The following is a 19,608-nucleotide window of genomic DNA, read 5'->3' on the forward strand; positions in this document are numbered from 1 at the left end:
ACAATTTCGGGTATGCACGTTCGGCTCGCGACGACCGAGGACGAGGGCTTAGCACCCTCTTTTTCAGCTAAATTGTAGTTTAGGGAATTAGTGAACTTCAATGTGAGCGATACGACCGAGACGAGCAACGACTTCTTCCCCGTCCGAAAGATACGGCAGCTTGGCAGGCATACCGTCGCTCGTTCCGATAGACACAGTACTGTATCCGACGAGCTGACCGACTCGACTGTGAGTGATCGAAACCTGATCAATTTCCGCGTAGGGAAGTTCCCACTGCGGTTGTTGGAGCCACCGATCGTAGCAAACCAGCCGGTCGTCGTAGAACTCGTACTCGAGCGTCGCGTTCCGTGGATACGAGATCGCGAGACCACACAACGTGAGACCACCCAACGCGGTGCCTCCGAGGATTAGTGCAAACGACCACGACCCGCCTAGTATCACTATCGCAATAGCGAAGGTGAAAAGGAGTCCGAACCAGGTTCCAAAGACACGGTTTCCAAGTCCAACGAACGGACCTTCGACAATAATACCTAGGCGTGTAGGCTGGACGGTCAGCTGTGGCCACGTATCCGGACGGGGCACCGAAGGAAGCTCCGCGGTCAGTTGTTTCGGTGACATCCGCTGACGAAAACTACGCTCAAAGGTGAACGGATCGGTATCTGTACTGATCTGCTCGAACCGGAAGCGATTTCGACAACGGGTGAGCAACTCGAGGACTATCTTTCCGATGGCAATCGCGATGGGAAATGACACGAGCCAACTAAGGTTCAGAGGATGATCGGTAAGATCAGCCAGTACCACGACAAGCGAGGCGACGCCAAACACGTATGCGAGTGATGGAGCGGCAGTTTCTGGTGGCGTCGTCCGTCGATATCGCCGTTCATCGAAGTACGGTCGAATCGTTATCAGGTGCGATACGGCAAGGAGACCTGCGACAGTTACGACGGTCGGAAGCGTCGTCGTTGAGTACACAAACGGAGACGTAGCGCGGTAGAATGCGAGTACCCCCGTTACGAGCCACACCCCGAGAGCGGCCAGCAGAAACACGAGTAGCGGCCCGTTTCGAGCGTAAATAGGAAGACCGCCGATGTTGATCGACCCGCGCTTGATCTGTATCGAGGGTTTACGCTGGCTGTCGGGCAACGGTAGAGTGACGAGCCTCGCTGGGCCGGTTTTCACGAATCCGACGATGATGGCGACGCCTCCTTCGAGCCAATAAACTACCAACAGGTCGATCATATCCCAGCCGAAGGCGAGCAGTCCCAACAGTGGGAGCAAATTCGCAATAGCGATGAGGACCACCACAGGACGGCTATACGCCCAGAAATCATCAGTCCTACTTACCATCTGAAAAGGATTCACTATTTGTGAGGTCTTGAATATTTATTTTCTCAATAGAATAAATACTGTGGGATAGGTTCTGTGATCTAATGGGCTCACTCAACAAAGGCTGGCTTCTTCGCACGCTCTCTGCAACCCTTCTTCCGCACCATGCTGAGCAATCAGGTCAGCGAGCGTATTAAAGAACAGCGCACATCCGAGTGTACCAACTCCCCCAGTGATCGCCGCGCATCCAGCGGTACTAGCTTTGCCGACGCCAACGTCGACCGCGACCAGGCCGGTCGCAATGCAAGCGCTACAATTATCAACTTCACCACTTTCTCCGAAATGAGATAATGCCGTTACGAACGGACTGGCCGAGTTGAACGCGTTGTTCAGTGCCCTCGAACCTCTATCAGAGAAACCTTGGAAGTTCCCCTCAAGGTAATTCCAATCACTGAACGTACCGATTCCGGACAAGGTGACACTTATTCCACTGTCTACGGTGTCAACGACGACATCAGTGCCCTCGTCGATGATACCCGAGATACCGTGAATTTCTAGTTCTGTTACATCCTGGTTCCGATCGTACTCCAACGCATCTTTTCGTAGTGCCGTTTTGTCGGATTCCACAGAATGCGTTCGAAGGCTACCGGATATCTCGCTCAGCCGTATCGTCTCCCGCGAATGTTCTTCAGTAGAGTGCGTAGTGAGTCTGTCAGCCTCCTCGCTGTCTTCGTCGATCAGCTGACCTACTTCGACACCCTGTGGAACATCTTCTGCCGTTCGGAAGCGTCGAATTACCTGTGCTTCCTCTACCTCGCTAATCGTTGTATTCTTCGCAAGTCGTACCGATTCGAAGTCGGGTCCGTCGATATCTGTAAGCTCGTAGCGAGCGCCGGCATACAAATCCCGCTGTGATTTATCGCCCGTATCACCGGCGGTTGCGACACGGAATGCAGTGATCCCACCGGAATCCTGTCGAATTCGACCGCCATCTGCTTCGGCGTGAATCGAAAGCGGTTCGAACTCGGACTCACGCTCGAGGCTGGCAGCCAGTTGGAGCTTTTTTGCACGAATTGCCGCATCGGGCGTCACGCCGGGTTCAAGATTGAGTTCGACCCCAGCGGGTTCTTGCTGATTCGCGGCTTCCACTCGGACGTTCGTAATCTGTCCATCCAGTTCGAACGTCTCCAGTTCGTCCGATTCCGTGGCAAAGGTCGTCTCCAATCCATCGGCGGTTGTTACGGTAATTGACACACCATCGTCGTTCAGTGAGAGGCACTCGACGGAGTCATTCTCAGGATCATTTTTGATCGCTCCGACTTCGGGAATCTCCACGAATTGGAAGATGCCACTGAACGAAAATGCGGTGGGTTGAGAAGTTGCGGTCCCGTACGCGATACCGTGTTTGATCTTATCGATCATCTCATCTCCGTCTTCTGCGGTGACGTCCCATCCCAAGTGGAGATAGTACTCGCGTTCGGTCCCAAACGATTCGATCTGCGCCCGACGGGGTTCGATTGTGGGAACCGGTCGAGTAGGATCGATTTCAGTGCCGTTATCGATCACAGTCACATCGCCCTCGATATCGAGATATGTCAATTCCCCAGCGTATGAGAGCGTGTGAGATGACGATCCGGAACCGTACGAGGTCAGACCTGAACCAGATACAGCAGAAATCGTGCCGGTAGCGCTCCGATTGGTCGGCCTCTCTGCATCATCCGAGTTGAGTTCGACGGCTCCGGTCGCCGAAACGTCGTAGTTCACCGTCCCGTCGGCGATAATCTCGAGCGTATTGTGTGGGAACGTCTCGTATTCGAACGACTCTCCGTCGACGGTGACGGTTGCGTCGCCTTCGATACCGAAAGCCGTGAATTCACCAGTAAACGAAAATTCGTGACGTCCATCCGCAAGTACCGCCGAACCAGTCCCCGACTCGACAGCATCAGACGGTGCATCAACTTCCGACAATAGTCCGGTCACGGTGAATTCGTACTCGATCTCTTCAGTACTCTTGATCACGAGCAATCGCTTCGATGTGTCGTCGACGCTACCAGTGGTTGCGGTAGCCGTCCCGAATATCTGAACGTCGGTGAGTGAAGTCAGAGTTGGCATTGCAGCGAGACCTGCTCCACTGGCACCCATCGACTTGAGGACGCTTCGACGCGAGGAATTCTCCGTTGATCGGTGGCGGCTATTTTTCGCCATGTATATGTAATCTAGTATCTAACTAATATAGTTTTATATTTTTACTTTACTATTAGATGGAGCTATAGTAGATATATAAGAGAGAGTAAAACCAACTAAGAATATCTGCGAGAGCCACATCGAGGCGTCTTCAAGGATAAGCTCACACCGTCTCTCAGAGCGTTTCAACTTCGTCGTCGTGTCTACCGAAAACCAGGGATAGAAGCGCTCAAAACCATCCTCGAAACTGCGCTCTAACTCACCAATAATCTACGCCACAAGAGCGCAGTTCCTATTCAAATAATTGGGTTCCCATCACGAGTATCGAGAACACCTTTACCGCTCTCCGCCCAATTTCGGGTATGCACGTTCGGCTCGCGACGACCGAGGACCTCGAGTCGATCAGCGCCGTGGCCAGGGAAACGTGGCACGACACCTACGACGAACTCGAGCCCGAGACGATCGACTGGGCGATCGACGAGTGGTACGGAGAGGGCGGGATTCCGCTCGAGGCGCCCGGAACCGTGGTGTTGGTCGTCGAGAGCGAGGACGGCGAGCGAGGTGACAGTCAGGAGGTCGAAAACGGAGGCGGCGATGGAGATGGGAGCGACGATGACGCGGACGAACGAGACGACGGGGCGGAGAACGACATCGTCGGCTTCGCCCAGGCCGTCGTCCACGGCGACAATGCGGATGTGCTTCGGCTGTACGTCCACCCCGACTATCAGGGCCGAGGGATCGGGACGACGCTCCACGACCGACTCCGAATCCAACTCGAGGCCTACGACGTCGAGCGCATTCAGCTGATCGACTTCGCGTTCAACGACGAGGGACGGGGCTTCTACGAGTCGCTCGGCTTCGAGCAGACGGGCGAGGGGGAGGTCGAAATCGACGGCAAATTCTACCCGGAATTGGTGTACACGCTCGAGGTGTGACGACTCGAGCGAAGAGTTGACCGTCGCTCGCTCGAGTGGACTTCGCGGACCCACCGCTCGAGTTCGACCCCCTTCCTTCGGGTGGAACTTCCTTTGGGGCGCGGTCCCGTTCAGACTAAAGACGAGAGCAGACTTTTGGTACTGACGACGTGTATCAGCCGTTTAGCGCAGGTTCGTGAGCTGACCGTCGAGCTTTCCCACTCGTTGCAGAGGATACTCGTCACGCCGGAAGCGGAACGAGCCGTGGGCTACGCAACGAGTCCGAAGTCGACCACGATAGCAGCAAGCAAAATGAGACTCATACCACCGATCCGAACGGTTCCCGCGAGCGCTGTTCGTTCCGCTGGAACCGATTCGGCGATAGCGAGGACGACGAGAATCCATCCAACCGTCACCCAGCCACCGTAGCCGCGAACGTGTGGCAACGTAAAACAAATTGCTGCCACTAGAACGGCTACCGCGTTCCCCGGCCACCCGTCCGGCTCCTTGAAGGGCGACACGAACCAGGTCGGGCTGGATTCCGTTTTCGGAGACGCCATAGTAGTTGGATTCGTGTCATACGAATATAAAAACTGGGAATCCACACTGTTCAGTTCTGGCTTCGAAATGGGTTCGTTTACCGATTAATGCGCTATCACTGGCACCGAACCGAACTCGAGTGGAACTTCTTTCGTGATCGCCGTGGGAGCCTCGGCCATGGAGATCAGACCAGCCACGGAAGCCGACCGAGGGGCCATCCGCATCGTCGCCCGGGAAACGTGGCACGACACCTACGACGACCTCCAGTCCGAGACGATCGACGAAACCGTCGCGGAGTGGTACAGCGACGAGGCCCTCGAGCGCGCCCTCTCGAGACCGGGAACGGCCTTTCTCGTCGCCGTCGTCGACGACGACCTCGTCGGCTTCACCCACGGCGTCGTGGAGGGGGACGAGGGGGATATTCTCCGATTATACGTCCATCCCGACCATCAGCGCGACGGCGTCGGAACCGCACTCCACGAGCGCCTTCGAGCGAACCTCGAGGATTTCAACATGAATCGAATGCGAGCGATGGATCTGGCGGGCAACGAGGGCGCCCAGGCGTTCTACGAGTCACAGGGGTTCGAACAGACCGGCGAAGGAGAGGTCGAAATCGGCGGCGAAAAACGGCGAGAAGTGGTGTACACGCTCGAGTTGTGATGACTCCGAACGTTCAGATTGTGTGATCACAGAAGCACTCGTGGCCCTGTGCGGATCGGCCGACGACGAGGGTGTGGATTTCGGTTGCGAGCGCGGACATTGCTTCGGCCCGACTCGCCGCGGCCAGTCCGTCTTGATAGTACGTTTTCGATCGGTGATTTCGCCAGAGATCGACGAGTTCGGGTATCGTAAACTCGGTATCGTGAGCATCGGCTACTAAGGAGAGAATCTCGTCTGCGGCCTGAATTCGGAAGACACCCGTCTCGTCGTTCGGGTCGATATCGATACACACCTTGTACGTGTTTACCCCGAAGTCTCAACAGCCGGCTCAGTGTGAGTCCGTGAGATTATCTCATTGTTGCTGACCACTCGGCGAAGTTCTTCGTAGGGATTGCGTCCCTGCTGGCGCCATGTCGCCAGCAGGGACAAGATCGTCTCGTGAACGAACATACCTCGATCGTTACGGAGTGTCCCAATGATTTTCCGGAGAACGACTGGTTCACGAAGTGCGTTCTCAGCTGCGTTGTTCGTCGGGGAGACCGCTGGCTCACCGACGAAGGTGAGCCAGTGGTCGATCCCTCCTTCGATTTTCCCGAGTAGTGTTGCCACTGGTTCGTCGGTTACTGACCGCTCAACGAGCGATCTAAGCCCGTTCTGGCATGATCGGTGCATCTGTGCTCTCTCACGAGGACTCGGGTCGGTCTCCAGCCACGACTGGAGACCGACGAACATCTGCTTGAGATATCGGTAAACCGGCTCTGCCTCCTCGTGGTCATTAGCAGCGTCTTCGGCTTCCCGGAGAAGATGTGCCCAGCACCGCTGAAGATTACTGCTGAACGCTGGATACGCCGTCCACCCATCGCAGATGACCGTTCCCGCGAAGTCCTCACCGAGGACTTCCGCGGGAACATCACTTCCACGACTCTCTCTTACGGCGTATAGCGTGTGCTCGCTCGTCCGAAACGTCCAAATCCACGCTTGCTCACCTTCGCGTTTGATACCAGTTTCGTCAACGTGAACGATCTCTGCTTGCTGAATCTGTCTTCGAATCTGTTCGTATTCGCAGCGACCGGCGCGCGCAGCGCGCTCGGTCGCGTGCCACGCGGACGCGCCCGAGAGTTCTAATCCATGCAGTTGCTCGAAGCGGTCAGCGATTTTCCGGTAGGGAAGGCGGTGATCATACCGAGAAAGTGCTGCTTGAGAGATGACGTTCACCCCGAACTGCCCCTTATCGGGGCAGTTGGGGTGTGTAGCAACGGTTTCTGTTCCACAAGAGCCGCACTGGTAGTAGTGGCGGTTGTACCGGGTGATTTCTGGTGGCTGTGGATCAGGAACCTCCTCGACGAGTCGGGGGCTGACGCCCACCGACTCGTCGAAGTGGTCGCCACACTCGGGACAACAGTCACAGGTGACTTCGATCTCTTCGTCGGGATCAGCTGTTACACGCCACTCTGGTTCATGACCGTTCTTTCGTCCAGGAGTGCCGCCATCGGTTCGAACATTCTCGTCTTCGTCGTCCTGCGAGGTCGGGGACTCGTCCGTCCCCGACCGTCGCTTACTGGGTGGCGTGTGTGGATTTTCGTATTTGCGAAGACGTGTTTCGAGTTCTTCTATCCGCTCGTCCTTCTGATCGACTTCCTGTTGAAGTTCTTCGACTTGTTGTTCAAGTTGAAGAAGTCGAGAAAGGAGCTCTTCTTTGGTGAACTCGTCTGCGTTCACAGACTCCACCAACCAGTTATGACAGCAGAGGCAACGGGATGGGCTCCGCTGCGGAGCCCATCCCTGAGAGTCGTATCCGATGTCTGCTGCCTGTTCATATCGCGTCCGTTGAACGCTTCCTACGAGAGAGTACCGAAATCAGTTCGGGCTAAACACGTACCACACCTTTATCCCTCGTTTCATCTCCTCGGACATTATTTGGTTTTGTGCAACGAGGTATAAACAATCGTCGCCGATCGCTCGTTGTGGCCGACGACACGGTTCGTAGAATTTAGAGACGGCAAATCTCTGTATTCGTGGCCCACCACACGTTCAGCACCATCGTGATTGCCAATTCTCGAGTAGAGAGAAGCCGATTGGAAGCTGTATCGATGTCTCGGACTACTGCGAGGCGTTTCGGTACTGCTCGTGAGACACGGTATACCTGCGGAGATCACGCACCTCCCCGTCCTTTGAAATCCAGTTTCGAAGAATGCCGTCGTACTGTCCGCCGTAGGCTTCGACGTACTTCTCGATGGCTCGTTTCGATTTCTCGTTCCCGACCTGCTGTGCCGCGCCGACGAGTTCGAGGTCCAATCGCTCGAACGCCAACTCGAGTAGCGCCCCGGCGCGCTCGCCGGAGTAGCCGCGACCCCAGAACGGCTTTCGGAGCCAGATGCCGAGTTCGGCGGACCGCCGCTCCCAGCCGAAATGAAGGTTTGTGACGCCGGCGAACGCTCCCGCGTTCGCCTCCTCTCCCCGAGGATAGACGACGTAGGTTGCCTGTTCTCGGTCTTCCCACTGTTGTTCGACCTCCTTGAGGTGGTCTTCCGTTTCCTTGATCGTCTGGTGTGGTTCCCATATGACGTATTCGCTAATCTCGTCCATTTCGGGAGCATCGTCGCTCATGTGCTCGTACAGGTCTGTCGCCGGGACGTTTTCGCGACATAGTCGAACGAGTCGGAGCCGTTTGGTTTCGATCTCGGTCGGGAACATGTCTATTGGGCACTCTCCCAACAAATGATGCTTTCCGTCGTTTGGTATAGTGAACCACGGGTCTCCGTGGTCGATTCTCGACGATGGTCGTCGTTCTCGAAACCGAAGTGATAGGAGACAATAGCGGTAGATAGTAGCAGGTTTCTTTATTCAGTGTGGGCCGTGGAAATCGCGGTAAGTACAGTCGGAGACGTGTGCACTCACCGCGAGCGAACGGAGTGAGCGAGCGGGCCGACGACCGACCCGTAGGGGAGGGAGGAGTGCTTTTCATCAACGTTTTGCCGAGCGACCGAGCACCAGCGAGGGAGCGCAGAGCAAAAGGTTGGCACCTGTAGTTACCACATCACGGTCCCGATCGACTGTACTACTGATAGACTGTGTCTCGAGTATCGAGTTCCAGTACTCGAAGTTCGTTTGTGACCCAATCGATAATTGCGCGTCGTTTCCCAATGCGGAGTGAATACTCATCTCGTCCCTTAAGCGGTTTGAGGTGACGGTCTGGATTCTCCCCGGCTTCAGTCAACTTCGATCGAATTCGATCCTCGATATCGTTTGGGAGAGATTGCAGTTCCTTCTCCACATCAGGATGCAACAACACCGTCGCCATCTATCGCTACAATTCCTCCCACTCGGTAGACTCCTTCCTCGAGTCAACAGTTTCGGCAGTAGTAGAATCCAGTTCTGGGGCGACGTTTGCCCACCATCCCACAGCTCTCGCACCGAGCTTTTTTCGGCTTACAAGGCCTTTCTCATCCATCTCCTCGAGCCGGTTTCGGACTCCTTCGGGGGTGATTTGTGTCCCAAACCGTCGAAGACCGTCGGCAACTTCCGGCGCTGTGAGGACTGGATCATCCTCGTAGTCGAAGACTTTGAGGATATCTTGTTCGGTAACAGACTCCTCAAATCGGCCCGCGTCATCGCGTCCTTGGCTCATAGTCCTACTGACGTGGTGGTCGCACATAACCGTTTGGCTCGTGCAAACCGGGCTGGTTGAGATCTCCAGCGGTCAGTATGTACACGTACTTACCGAATCACCCAATTCAGTTTCAACCTCATCTCTGAATAAAGAAATCGCGCTACCAACGACTGATAGGAAACTCGAAACGACGAACGTAATCCGCTCGACGAGAACGACCGGTTCCGTCAGAACTCCTCTGCAGGCGGCGCAATCCCTTCGTCGCCGCCCTCGAGTTCGAACTTCTCGCGAACCTCTCGCATCCGGTCTCGGATGTCCGCCGCGAGTTCGAATTCGAGGTTCTCCGCGGCCTCCTGCATTCGATCCTCGAGTTCCTGTATGTATCGGGCGGCTTCGTCGTCGTCCTCGAGGTTGCGCCCGGAGACGCTCGAGGTGTCGGTCTTGCTTCCCGGGAGGTTCGTCTCGCCGACTTCCTTCTCGATGGTCGTCGGCTTGAGGTCGTGTTCCTCGTTGTATCGCTGTTGAATCCGACGGCGGCGCTGGGTTTCCTCGATCGCGTCGGCCATCGCGTTCGAGGGCTCGTCGGCGTAGAGGACGACCTCCCCATTGACGTTTCGGGCCGCTCGGCCCATCGTCTGGACGAGGGTCGTTTCGGACCTGAGGAATCCTTCCTGGTCGGCGTCGAGAATCGCGACGAGTGAAACCTCCGGGATGTCCAGGCCCTCCCGGAGCAGGTTGATCCCGACCAGCACGTCGATCTCCCCTAACCGGAGCGATCGGATGATCTCGTGGCGCTCGAGCGTGTCGGTCTCGTCGTGCATGTACGCGACGTTCACCCCGGCTTCCTCGAGGTACTCGGTCAGGTCTTCGGCCATCCGCTTTGTGAGTGTCGTCACGAGGGTGCGTTCGTCGCGCTCGATACGGCCGTCGATCCGATCCATCAGGTCGTCGATCTGCCCGCTGGCTGGCGAGACTTCGACTTCGGGGTCGACGAGGTGGGTTGGGCGAACGATCTGTTCGACGATCTGCTCGCTCTGTTCGCGTTCGTAGTCGCTCGGTGTCGCCGAGACATACAGCGTCTGATCCGTCTTCTCCTCGAACTCTTCGAATGTCAGCGGGCGGTTGTCGTAGGCCGTCGGGAGTCTGAATCCGTTCTCGACCAGCGAGTCCTTCCGGGACTTATCGCCCGCGTACTGGCCCCGAATCTGGGGAATCGTCTGGTGGGATTCGTCGACGACGGTCAGGAAATCGTCGGGGAAGTAATCCAACAGCGTGTACGGTGCCTCGCCGGAGTCGCGATCCGAGAGGTACAGCGAGTAGTTCTCGATCCCCGAACAGTAGCCCGTCTCCTGCATCATTTCGAGGTCGAAAGATGTCCGCTCCTCGATGCGCTGGGCGGCGACGAGATCGCCCTGGCGCTCGAAGTACGAAATGCGCGAATCCAGATCGTCCCGGATTTCGTCCATCGCCCGCTCGAGTTTCGTCTCCGGAATGGAGTAGTGCTCTGCGGGGTGGACGAGCACGGCCTGCTGTTCGCCCTTGGCTTCGCCCTCGAGGGGATCGACCTTGATCATACGGTCGATCTCGTCGCCCCAGAGCTCGACGCGAACGGCGTAGCGGCCGTACATCGGGTAGATCTCGACGGTGTCGCCGCGCACGCGGAAGGTTCCCTGCGTGAAGTCGACGTCGTTGCGCTCGTAGTTCAGGTCCACGAGCTGGGCGAGCAAGTCGTCGCGGCCGACCTCCTCGCCGACCTCGAGTCGCAGCGACATGTCGATGTAGTTTCGCGGGTCGCCGAGGCCGTAGATCGCCGACACCGAGGCGACGACGATGACGTCCTCTCGAGTCAGCAAGGATCGCGTCGCGGAGTGGCGGAGGCGGTCGATTTCGTCGTTGATCGAGGCGTCCTTGTCGATGTAGGTGTCGCTCTGCTCGACGTAGGCCTCGGGCTGGTAGTAGTCGTAGTAGGAGACGAAGTACTCGACGGCGTTGTTCGGAAAGAGGCTCCGAAACTCCTCGTAGAGCTGGGCCGCCAGGGTCTTGTTGTGGGCGATGACCAGCGTCGGTTTCTGGATCTCCTCGACCGTCCACGAGACGGTGTTGGTCTTTCCCGATCCCGTCACGCCGAGTAGGGTCTGTCTGTCCATTCCCGATAGGTATCCCTCGGCTAACTCCTCGATCGCCGTGGGTTGGTCGCCGGCGGGATCGAACGGGGCGTCGACCTCGAACGGCTCGGCGGCGTCGGGTCGGTCCGGCTGTAGGGGGCCTCGAGTGTCGCTCACGATGACCCGAATAGGGACTCGAGGCACTTTACCGACACGCTTGGCGCTCGAGGCGGGGGCTCGAGTCGATCACACTCAGCGGAACTCTCGAGTCGACGGTAGACGCAGAATCAACTGAACAAGTGGATATGTTACTCGAGTGCACTTCTGCGAGCGAATAGGCCGAACGGTTCGGGAAATGGTGGCGTCGAGGGGAGATCGCGCCATCAGATTCCAACCACTCTTCCGGAACAGTACACAAGGAAGCGAGTTCCAATGAGTCTGTTTGGATACGTTGCCCGTAGTGAATCGTCATATAGCGTTGGATTTGTCTAGCTCACAGCACGCTTGATTTTATAGACGTTTCCTCGTCATTTCTACTGATTGTAGGGCTCCGATAAATGGACAGATACCGCGACTTGATCCGTCACAACTAGGAGTTGAAGTGGAAGACGGCGGATGCTTCATGTTCAAATTCTCTTGCTTCGCCGATTCAAACTTATAGTCTTACCTATCTATCTTTGCTCACACATTTAAAATATTATGACTAATAAATTTAGAATTTAATTGTTTTAGAACTTGTAAAAGTATAAATATGGTTGGGTGATATACATCTAAGTATGCGAGATAAAGACAGTATTCATCGGAGAACCGTACTCAAATCAGGTATGGCAACCACGGTTGGAAGTCTTGGAATAATGGCTAGTGGCAGTTCCGTCGCTGCATCTAGGGATCCCGAACTGCCGGATGAAGCCAAGCCTCTTTATCCCATGGAGTCAGAGGAAGGGGAGCTATCAATAATGAGTACGGGTGAAAGTACGGCTGTAAGTGAGGGCTCAATGCATGAGGAATTCGGTTGCGATGAAGTAGATTGGGCCTCTACCGTTTCCGCTGGCGAATACAGCCTCAGTGTCAATCGAACGCTCACGTTTCTCCGGTCAAATTTCATGAACGGATACCATGGCTACGATGGTGACGGCCATCTATACGAATTTACTCTATCGGCGTTCGGTGCTGATGCATGTCGAACTGAGAACACCCCAACCCTCTGGGGCAGTTGTTCCACTGCGAGAGAAGAATCGTCGTTAACACCGTTCGAAAACCGAGGTCAGAGAATGTCTGTGGAGGTGAATGAGGGAGATTTCATCGGGAATGACTCCCTAGGAACATTTTTCAATTACGAAGACCCCCACATTTACGGTCGATCGTATTTCAAGGATGACGAGTTCATTGATCACGAAGACTGGGTTGCAGACGACCTGGATAATGAATCATTTGATCTTGAAAGGGAATCTGACTACATTTCGGGATTTGGAACTGCGTTCGGTATTGGGGGTGCAACCTTCTCTGGGGGCCTCGCATCAATGCTTCCCGCCATAGGCGCGGGACTGTCTGTAGGTGGACTAGCGCTCTCGCTCATCAGTGGAGGAGATGGCGAGGCTGAGATGTCTGACGACAGCTTCACGTTCGAATTTGATCCAAGCATCGGCGGTGGTGGCTCGAATCAGTGGTTCGAACACTACATGTATTTCAGCATATATGTGCCTGCCGGCGAGAGCTGTCAATTAGTAGTTGAGGATTCTGTCGATATTGCCGATTTAGTGGCGTCGGGCCGCGGAGGCTACCGTGAGGAAGTTTCGGATGAAACACAAGTGGAGAGCTACCTTAATAACTACGACACCGAATCATGGTCGATTAATTTACTAGAACGAGACAAAGACGAAGATAGCCCACCGGCATATATCTGGTAACCGTTTGCTCGATCTTTAGTCGCTTCAACTCACACCCAACATACGCAAATACAACCAATCCACACCATTAAACACATTCCTTATTATTAGAGAATTTGATTGCGGGAGATGGTCTTAGTCATTTTTCCTCACATTCAACCTACCATCTTCTTGTAGCCAAAAACTGACGTGAATATCGGCTTTCGTTCGATCAGATGTCCACTCGAACGTCCCGTTTTCGAGGACCCGATCTTCGTATAGATCGTCAACTCGGAAACGCAACGAGAGTGGACCATCTAATTTACTGTTAATTCTGAGATTTGGCACAAGTTGTCCGACGGACCCATCTGCTTCATGTGCACCTTCAATCTGGAACGAATCCCAAACGACAGTTTCACTGTCTTCTTCCATGAGAAAGTTGAAAGTCTTTTCCTCCTCATATGCATTAATAAACTCAATGTGTACTTGTTTATGATTGGCGTTGAAAACGTTTGTACACCCTGCTAGGCTACAACTGACCACAACTCCTGTCAAGATAGATCGTCGAGTATACGAGGACATTGTTACAGAACTAATGTGCGAATCATATTAGCCTTACCTTGCTCTGTTTGCTTTTCTATCGACTCCAAAGTTAATTTCCAAACAAGGAAATCCCTTAATGTATACTTTTCGACTTCTAGGAGGAATTGGCTCTGGTAAACCATCAGAATGCGCCGACTTGGTTCGTTACAAGTAGAAGTTGAAGCGAAAACGGTGGATGGTTCATGTCTAAAATTTCCTGCTTCACTATGGTGGTAGTGACGTTAGCTAAAAGCGCTGTTGGTGGTTGAGGCGCATCCACTACCCCGAAGGGCGGCGGCGGATTCGCCGACTACGCCGTTTTTCGCTGCATTGTCTGTGGATTTACTTGGAGAAATCAGCATGATTCGACGGCCACATCATCGAAGAACTGAAAATCATCCTGTGTTACGACTGTTGCGCCAATTTCCTTGGCCACGGCGCCGATCAATGCGTCTCCGACGAGGAAATTCATTTTATCCCGATTTATATGCTCGTCTCGATGGAGTGTTGCTTCTAGCTCTCCTGCAATAACGCTATGTTCGACGCGAAACGGGACGATAGTTAGCCACTCGAATTTCGAGCGTATCTCGAACGGATCGAGTTGTCCTTTTAGTTCTCGTCCGACCGTGATCTCTTTGATGTTCAGGGTCGTCGTTACGGACTCGCTCTCTTCGTGTGATTCGAGATATCGTCTGACTTCGTCTCGGCCCGCCCAGTAGTGGATGAGAAACGTCGTATCAAGCAGTTTCATCGTCCGTGTCTGCCATCTTCTCGAGTGCTTCTCGTTGTCGCGTTGCTAGGCCCTCACTCGTTTGATTACTGGAGTCCGCAACGATTTGCTCGAGTTCGTCGGCGTCTCCTTCGGGAAGCGCCCCGAACTCTTCACGCCAGTCGGTAGTCGTTTCGTCCAAGAGGCGATCCATGAGATCGGTAAAGCTCTCATCATCCCGTTTTCGAGCCTTCAAACGCTCGTAGATCTCGTCTCGGGCGCCGATCGTTTTCGTCCCCATAGTTTGTGTTTGTGCTAGTGATCCAGGGAAGCTATTGAGGAATCCAATCGGTGGAGTCCAGCTACTGACGCCAAGGCCGCTGCTCGGAGCACTCGTTTCTCAAAACCTTTTCTGGAGTACTAACACAAACACAAGTCTGTTACTGCTCCGTCGGCGGTGTTTGTGACAACTGATTTCCGCCGCGATTACTCCCCTTCGATCGAACTACCCCAACTCTGCCAGTAATTGAGCCGCTTACCGCCGTCGCCGGAGACCGACGAGCACCGCGAGCAAAAGCGAGAGCGAGCCGACCGCGACGGCCGCTCCGAAGCCACTCATCGGCTCGTCACCTGTCGCTTCCTCGATCTCGATCGTTCCGGTCCGCTCGATCGCGTTCTGTCTGTAGTCTCCAGATGTACCCGCCGAACTGTCCGTGAACTCGAGTTCGCTCGTGCCCAGTTCAGCGTCTTCGTCGACCTCGAACGTGATCGTTGCGACCGGGGCGTAGTTCGTCGTGCCGTTACCGGGTGGGTCGCGTTCTTTCTGAATCGTGACGTTGCCGGTCTCCTCGTCTACCTCGTTCGTTTCGTGGATCTCAACCTCGTCGCCGTCTATCTCCTCTTCGAACCAGGTACCGTACTCGACGTTCGCAACCGAGAGGTTGTCGGTGTCGTGGCCAACGGTCACATCGATATCGGTCACGCCGTTTCCTGAGCCGTCGCCGTGACTCGAGAAGAGCACGTCGACCTCGACGGTTTCACCTGGGGCGGCCGTCACGTCCTCGTCGTCGAACGACATGACCGCGGAGCCGTCCCCGGCACCGACCGGCGCGACCAAGAGCGCGCTCGCGACCAGACAGACCGCGACCACGACCGCGCCTCGAGCGAGCCGTCCCGTCGTCATTCGTCGGCCTCCGGAACCGTCAGTTCGATCGGCGGCATGTCCAGAAACGCCGTGTCGTACCCCTGGTGGCGCGCGACCTGCGGGAACGAGTCGATCTCGACGGTCACGTCGTCGCCCGATTCAACGTCCTCGAGGGGCCCGCCGTAGTGGAGGTCGAACTCGTCGTCGATCGTCTGCTCGAGCGAGACCGATTCGCCGTCGTCGACGGACGCCGACAGCGACATGTCCGCCAGCGGAACGCGGTTGTACGGCGTCCGCGGAGAGACGAGAAGATACTGCTCGTCGCCGTCGACGAGCCGTGAACCGGGCTCGAACAGTGTCGTCACGAAAACGGCGTCGCCGCTCGTGGCCTCCTCGTCGCCGTCGGCCGGCTCGAGGTGGGTGCCCGGATACTCCTCGGCGGGCGGCAACTCGGAGTAGGGAACGTGTGCGTGATCATCGTGCTCGCCGTCAGCATCGTGTTCGTGGTCGTGATGATCGTCATCGTCGCCGTGTTCGTGGTCTTCCTCGTCGTGATGGTGACCGTCGTCGCCGTGTTCGTGATCGTCGTCTTCGTGGTGGTGATCTTCCTTGTCCCTGTGGTCGTGTTCTCCGTGGTCCATCGGCTCGAGCGCGCCGAGTTCGCCCCACTCGTCTTCATCGAAGTACTCGACGCCGGCGACGACCTCCTCGCGGAACTCCTGGTCGTACTCGAACTCGAACGAAAGCGTCTGGGTTTCCTCGTACTTGCCCTCGAGTTCGCCCGTCGTTCGAACGTCGAGCGGAGGAAGTGTCACCTCGGCCGTGTGGGTTCCGTCCTCCTCGAGAGTGACGTTGTCGCCGAAGTGAAAGCCCATCTGCTGGGAGATCATCGGCCAGGGAGTCCGCGGCGAGCCGACCTGTTCGCCGTTTTTCTCGACTCGAAGCTGTGCGCCGCTGTCGACGGGGAGGACGATCCCCGTCTCGGTATCCCAGACGGTCATCATCAGGTGGACCCCGTTGCCATCCTCGGGCACTTCTTCCTCGATTTCGTTCCCGCTGATAATCCAGAAGGGATGCGGGTACGAGAGCATCGGCGCGAGCGTGTACTCGCCCGCTTCGACCGGCTCGAGCATCCGCATCGCCTCGCGGTGAGTCGGGAGATAAACCGCGTCCGGTTTGTCCTCGATTTCGTAAAACTGGGGCATCGCGGGGTCGTCGCTCGGATCCGGATCCGCCGATTCGTCGTCGAACTCGAGCGTACAGCCTGCAAGCCCCGCAATTCCCGCGGCTGCGCCTGCGTGTATGAGAAATCGTCGTCGGTCGATTCGCCGCTTCATGTTGTCTGTGTCTGACATTGGTTGGTTGTAATCGTTCGCTTTGGAGCCGACTATTCGGGCGCTGCCGGTGGCAACGATCGACGCGAGCGAGGCGGAACGAGGTAGTTCCCTCGTCGGTCGACGAAGATGTAGCCCAGAATGCCGTGATTCTGGCGGATGCCGATGTCCAAGTCGTCCCCTGTCATCGCGTCGCGAACCGCCCGAAACTCCTCGAGTCCGCGCTGGAGTGAGAGGAAGTGAAGCCCAGGACTATCGCCGTCGACCGTGTTGAAGTCCCGCCGTAAGAGGAGCGGATTCCCGTCCTCTCGAGCCCGCGCGGCCTTCTGGGCGTGTCCCACGACGCCGGGGTTCGTCGCGTCTGCTTCGGTCGCCTCGATCCGCTCGTCCGTGAGCCCGCTCGAGGCTCCCAACGCTTCGCCGACTTCGCCGACCAGATCCTCCTCTGCGTGTTCCGGGCTGAACGTCTTCATCACGCGCTGGGTGTGATTTTCCTGTTCGAACCAGACCTCGAGTTGAATCCCCATCGAGGAGAGCTGCTGGGTCGTCCCCCCGGCGAACGGCCCCGCTTCGATGGTGACCCGGTCTTCGGTCGCCTGACTCTCCCGAAAGCCGGATCGAAAGCCCATGAAAAACGGAGCGTCCTCCGGAACGGAGTCCGGAACGCCACCGACGTCCGTGTGTTCGGCCGGGAGGCCCTCGCCGACGAACCCGGTTCGGCGGTGGTCGTCGAGTCGCTCGAACACGCCCGTCAGATCGTCCTCGACCGGTTCGTCGTTTAGCTCCTCGAGTTCGCCAAAGAGCGCCTCTTCCGCCCGGAGCACGACATCGGCATGGTCGCTCGCGAGGTGGATCACCGCGTCGAACTCGTCGAACGCCGGATCCTCGCTGACGGTCAACGGCTCCGGCTCCGGTAGGTCGACGGCTTCGGGGAGCTCCCCGTCGAATCGGTCGAAGTACGAAGGCGTGTAGCCGATCGTAAACAGCAGTCCGTCGTTGCTCCACTCGTAGGCTCGCTCGAGCGTTCGGAGACTTGTCTCGACGGTTTCGCGCGCGTCGTCGAACGAGTCGCCGTCGCCATCGTCGAGTTTGGCCTCGAGGGAAAGTGCAACCAGCACGTGGTGTTCTGGCGGCTGGACGTTGCCGTCGTCGTCGGTCTCGAGAAACCCGTTCCAGGCGTGTTGGCGCTCGGGAAGCGAGTCGTGATCGTCGGTTCCCGTCGGAACGTCGATATCGTCCTGCTCGTCGACGCAGGCGCTGATGGCGCTGGCTCCGCCGACCGCGACGGCCATTCGGAGGTAGTCCCGACGAGAGAGTCCGTTCCGCGCTGGAACTGTCACTGTCGAGGTGTTGGTCTCGAGAAATATATATGTGTATTTCGGGGTCGATTCCCACCGTTACCGTGAACGGACTCGCGCCGTTTTTCCGGAACTGACCTCCTCTTCAGCCGTACAGAGGCTCGATTCTGGCCGTCTCGGTGAGACCGAACGCTATTCGGCCGTCGTCAAACTCGGCAAAGGTTGCGACGGTTCCTGGTTCTCCCGCTTCGACCCGAGCGACTGAACCGAACTGGTTCGGCAGTCTTCGAAGGGGACCCACAGCGTTTTGGGCGATGTCGTGGTGGCATCTGGGTATGGCCGCCACCAAACTTCAGAACGCCCACACGGAACTCGAGGACGCCGTCGAAACCGCGGACGACGACGTTCGTGACGACCTCCGCGACGCGGCGGGCGAGTTCGCCGAACTCGCATCCGACGCCGACGACCTGGATCACGCGGTCCTCGATACCCACCTCAACACCCTTCGTCAGCTAAAGAAACGAGCGGGCGGCGAAACCGAGTCGGCCGTCGACCGCGCGCTCGAGCACGCCGAGGACTACCGCGAAAATCTCGAACAGGCGTGAGTAGCGAACTCCCGTCGTCCCGAATAACCGATACTCGAGACGGCCTCGCTACGACTCTCTCGGCGACCGATCTTGCACGTCCACCTCGGCGTTCGTCTCGGCCAGCAACTCCTCGAAGCCGATGTGCTCGAACTGGTCGACGACGGCGGCGTGCTCGCTCGCGTCGACGTGCTCGAGAACGACGCCCATCACCGTCGACGAGACGCTTTCGCCGGAGAGCTCCTCGGCCTCGAGAAACTGCGTCTGGTCCATGTCAGGCCCCACAGCGGGCCGCTCCCTGAGGGGTCGGGGAGCACCTGTAGGCGGCGCTCTCGTTACCGGCACTCCCGCTTACTCGGTCGCGACCGCGTCGAGATCCTCGAAGAGATCGTCGTAGCCGAAGGCCTCGAAACGGTCCAGAAGCGTCTCTCGCTCCGTTTCGTCGACGTGTTCGATCACCGTCGAGACGACCGCCAGCGTGATCGTCTCCGTCTCGCCCGTATCCGCCCTGTCGGCGCGCTTTTCGATGCGCTGGAGAAACTCCTCGGTGGCGAGTCGTTCGTCGTCGCTCCCGTGGGTGAGTTCGTCGCCGATCTCCTCGGGTAGTTCCCCGTGGAGTCGTTGTGCATCGGCGATCTCGAGTTGCTCGCCGAGGGTTCGCAATACAGCTCGAGTCGCGTCGGCCGCGTCGTCGCGGTCCGCGAGCTGGGCTCGCTGTTCGACGGTGTGGTAGAATTCGTCCCGTTCCATACT

19 protein-coding genes and 1 pseudogene are annotated in these 19,608 nt (G+C 56.8%); 5 read left to right on the forward strand and 15 right to left on the reverse strand.

Going from position 1 to position 19,608, the window contains the following annotated elements:
• Positions 1-87: 87 nt before the first annotated feature.
• Entirely contained in the window at positions 88-1,347 is a 1,260-nt protein-coding gene (locus tag ACYQ14_RS22090) for a DUF6498-containing protein (RefSeq protein ID WP_488193327.1), read from the reverse strand.
• Between the two features lie 93 nt (positions 1,348-1,440).
• Positions 1,441-3,090, reverse strand: coding sequence for a hypothetical protein (locus ACYQ14_RS10795; protein ID WP_459887993.1), 1,650 nt, complete (start codon positions 3,088-3,090; stop codon positions 1,441-1,443).
• Between the two features lie 555 nt (positions 3,091-3,645).
• On the opposite strand from ACYQ14_RS10795, the pseudogene ACYQ14_RS10800 reads away from it, so the two are divergent.
• A pseudogene (locus ACYQ14_RS10800) lies at positions 3,646-3,768 on the forward strand (IS1595 family transposase); the annotation flags it as partial.
• A gap of 104 nt (positions 3,769-3,872) precedes the next feature.
• On the forward strand, positions 3,873-4,445 hold the full coding sequence (locus ACYQ14_RS10805; RefSeq protein ID WP_459887995.1) for a GNAT family N-acetyltransferase: 573 nt from the start codon (positions 3,873-3,875) through the stop codon (positions 4,443-4,445).
• Positions 4,446-4,693: 248 nt separating this feature from the next.
• Here ACYQ14_RS10805 and ACYQ14_RS10810 read toward each other — a convergent pair whose 3' ends face one another.
• Positions 4,694-4,984, reverse strand: a complete 291-nt coding sequence (locus ACYQ14_RS10810; RefSeq protein ID WP_488193328.1) for a DUF8011 family protein — start codon at positions 4,982-4,984, stop codon at positions 4,694-4,696.
• 157 nt (positions 4,985-5,141) lie between these two features.
• On the opposite strand from ACYQ14_RS10810, the gene ACYQ14_RS10815 reads away from it, so the two are divergent.
• Entirely contained in the window at positions 5,142-5,624 is a 483-nt protein-coding gene (locus tag ACYQ14_RS10815; protein ID WP_459888001.1) for a GNAT family N-acetyltransferase, read from the forward strand.
• Between the two features lie 13 nt (positions 5,625-5,637).
• Here the strand turns inward: ACYQ14_RS10815 and ACYQ14_RS10820 are convergent, their stop codons facing one another.
• From ACYQ14_RS10820 to uvrB, 5 genes are all read right to left on the reverse strand, one after another.
• Positions 5,638-5,916, reverse strand: a complete 279-nt coding sequence (locus ACYQ14_RS10820) for a DUF8154 family protein (RefSeq protein WP_459888004.1) — start codon at positions 5,914-5,916, stop codon at positions 5,638-5,640.
• An 11-nt stretch (positions 5,917-5,927) separates the two neighbouring features.
• Positions 5,928-7,343: an IS66 family transposase gene (gene tnpC / locus ACYQ14_RS10825; protein ID WP_459888007.1), complete on the reverse strand. Its 1,416-nt coding sequence runs from the start codon at positions 7,341-7,343 to the stop codon at positions 5,928-5,930.
• Positions 7,344-7,724: 381 nt separating this feature from the next.
• Entirely contained in the window at positions 7,725-8,318 is a 594-nt protein-coding gene (locus tag ACYQ14_RS10830) for a GNAT family N-acetyltransferase (protein WP_459888010.1), read from the reverse strand.
• 613 nt (positions 8,319-8,931) lie between these two features.
• Positions 8,932-9,252, reverse strand: a complete 321-nt coding sequence (locus ACYQ14_RS10835; protein ID WP_459888013.1) for a winged-helix domain-containing protein — start codon at positions 9,250-9,252, stop codon at positions 8,932-8,934.
• A gap of 209 nt (positions 9,253-9,461) precedes the next feature.
• Entirely contained in the window at positions 9,462-11,516 is a 2,055-nt protein-coding gene (uvrB, locus tag ACYQ14_RS10840) for an excinuclease ABC subunit UvrB (protein ID WP_459888016.1), read from the reverse strand.
• Positions 11,517-12,163: 647 nt separating this feature from the next.
• On the opposite strand from uvrB, the gene ACYQ14_RS10845 reads away from it, so the two are divergent.
• On the forward strand, positions 12,164-13,246 hold the full coding sequence (locus tag ACYQ14_RS10845; protein ID WP_459888019.1) for a hypothetical protein: 1,083 nt from the start codon (positions 12,164-12,166) through the stop codon (positions 13,244-13,246).
• An 895-nt stretch (positions 13,247-14,141) separates the two neighbouring features.
• On the opposite strand, the gene ACYQ14_RS10850 is transcribed toward ACYQ14_RS10845, so the two are convergent.
• The 5 genes from ACYQ14_RS10850 to ACYQ14_RS10870 all read right to left on the reverse strand — a co-directional run bounded on the left by ACYQ14_RS10850 (position 14,142) and on the right by ACYQ14_RS10870 (position 18,313).
• Complete coding sequence (locus ACYQ14_RS10850; RefSeq protein ID WP_459888022.1) at positions 14,142-14,537, reverse strand: PIN domain-containing protein; 396 nt, start codon at positions 14,535-14,537, stop codon at positions 14,142-14,144.
• Entirely contained in the window at positions 14,524-14,796 is a 273-nt protein-coding gene (locus ACYQ14_RS10855) for an antitoxin VapB family protein (RefSeq protein ID WP_459888024.1), read from the reverse strand. The genes ACYQ14_RS10850 and ACYQ14_RS10855 overlap by 14 nt, the downstream gene beginning before the upstream one ends.
• 234 nt (positions 14,797-15,030) lie before the next feature.
• Positions 15,031-15,678, reverse strand: coding sequence for a cohesin domain-containing protein (locus tag ACYQ14_RS10860; protein ID WP_459888027.1), 648 nt, complete (start codon positions 15,676-15,678; stop codon positions 15,031-15,033).
• A complete protein-coding gene (locus ACYQ14_RS10865) occupies positions 15,675-16,994 on the reverse strand; it encodes a DUF7350 domain-containing protein (RefSeq protein ID WP_459888029.1) in 1,320 nt (439 codons plus the stop codon). Before ACYQ14_RS10865 ends, ACYQ14_RS10860 begins: the two co-directional genes overlap by 4 nt.
• 32 nt (positions 16,995-17,026) lie before the next feature.
• A complete protein-coding gene (locus ACYQ14_RS10870; protein ID WP_459888032.1) occupies positions 17,027-18,313 on the reverse strand; it encodes a DUF7405 family protein in 1,287 nt (428 codons plus the stop codon).
• A 293-nt stretch (positions 18,314-18,606) separates the two neighbouring features.
• Between ACYQ14_RS10870 and ACYQ14_RS10875 the strand changes: the two genes are divergently transcribed.
• Complete coding sequence (locus ACYQ14_RS10875; protein ID WP_459888033.1) at positions 18,607-18,876, forward strand: DUF7553 family protein; 270 nt, start codon at positions 18,607-18,609, stop codon at positions 18,874-18,876.
• A 48-nt stretch (positions 18,877-18,924) separates the two neighbouring features.
• Here ACYQ14_RS10875 and ACYQ14_RS10880 read toward each other — a convergent pair whose 3' ends face one another.
• Both ACYQ14_RS10880 and ACYQ14_RS10885 read right to left on the reverse strand, forming a co-directional pair.
• Complete coding sequence (locus ACYQ14_RS10880; RefSeq protein WP_459888035.1) at positions 18,925-19,128, reverse strand: hypothetical protein; 204 nt, start codon at positions 19,126-19,128, stop codon at positions 18,925-18,927.
• 78 nt (positions 19,129-19,206) lie between these two features.
• Positions 19,207-19,605: a DUF2267 domain-containing protein gene (locus tag ACYQ14_RS10885; RefSeq protein ID WP_459888038.1), complete on the reverse strand. Its 399-nt coding sequence runs from the start codon at positions 19,603-19,605 to the stop codon at positions 19,207-19,209.
• Positions 19,606-19,608 lie beyond the last annotated feature (3 nt).

The sequence above is a fragment of the Halostagnicola bangensis genome (genome assembly GCF_054653435.1).

Coding starts and splice junctions, on each gene's coding strand:
- ACYQ14_RS10830 (WP_459888010.1), bottom strand. CDS start 8,318: ATGTTCCCGACCGAGATCGAAACCAAACGGCTCCGACTCGTTCGACTA.
- ACYQ14_RS22090 (WP_488193327.1), bottom strand. CDS start 1,347: ATGGTAAGTAGGACTGATGATTTCTGGGCGTATAGCCGTCCTGTGGTG.
- ACYQ14_RS10855 (WP_459888024.1), bottom strand. CDS start 14,796: ATGGGGACGAAAACGATCGGCGCCCGAGACGAGATCTACGAGCGTTTG.
- ACYQ14_RS10885 (WP_459888038.1), bottom strand. CDS start 19,605: ATGGAACGGGACGAATTCTACCACACCGTCGAACAGCGAGCCCAGCTC.
- ACYQ14_RS10880 (WP_459888035.1), bottom strand. CDS start 19,128: ATGGACCAGACGCAGTTTCTCGAGGCCGAGGAGCTCTCCGGCGAAAGC.
- ACYQ14_RS10835 (WP_459888013.1), bottom strand. CDS start 9,252: ATGAGCCAAGGACGCGATGACGCGGGCCGATTTGAGGAGTCTGTTACC.
- ACYQ14_RS10865 (WP_459888029.1), bottom strand. CDS start 16,994: ATGTCAGACACAGACAACATGAAGCGGCGAATCGACCGACGACGATTT.
- ACYQ14_RS10875 (WP_459888033.1), top strand. CDS start 18,607: ATGGCCGCCACCAAACTTCAGAACGCCCACACGGAACTCGAGGACGCC.
- ACYQ14_RS10845 (WP_459888019.1), top strand. CDS start 12,164: ATGGCAACCACGGTTGGAAGTCTTGGAATAATGGCTAGTGGCAGTTCC.
- ACYQ14_RS10805 (WP_459887995.1), top strand. CDS start 3,873: ATGCACGTTCGGCTCGCGACGACCGAGGACCTCGAGTCGATCAGCGCC.
- ACYQ14_RS10815 (WP_459888001.1), top strand. CDS start 5,142: ATGGAGATCAGACCAGCCACGGAAGCCGACCGAGGGGCCATCCGCATC.
- ACYQ14_RS10850 (WP_459888022.1), bottom strand. CDS start 14,537: ATGAAACTGCTTGATACGACGTTTCTCATCCACTACTGGGCGGGCCGA.
- ACYQ14_RS10810 (WP_488193328.1), bottom strand. CDS start 4,984: ATGGCGTCTCCGAAAACGGAATCCAGCCCGACCTGGTTCGTGTCGCCC.
- ACYQ14_RS10860 (WP_459888027.1), bottom strand. CDS start 15,678: ATGACGACGGGACGGCTCGCTCGAGGCGCGGTCGTGGTCGCGGTCTGT.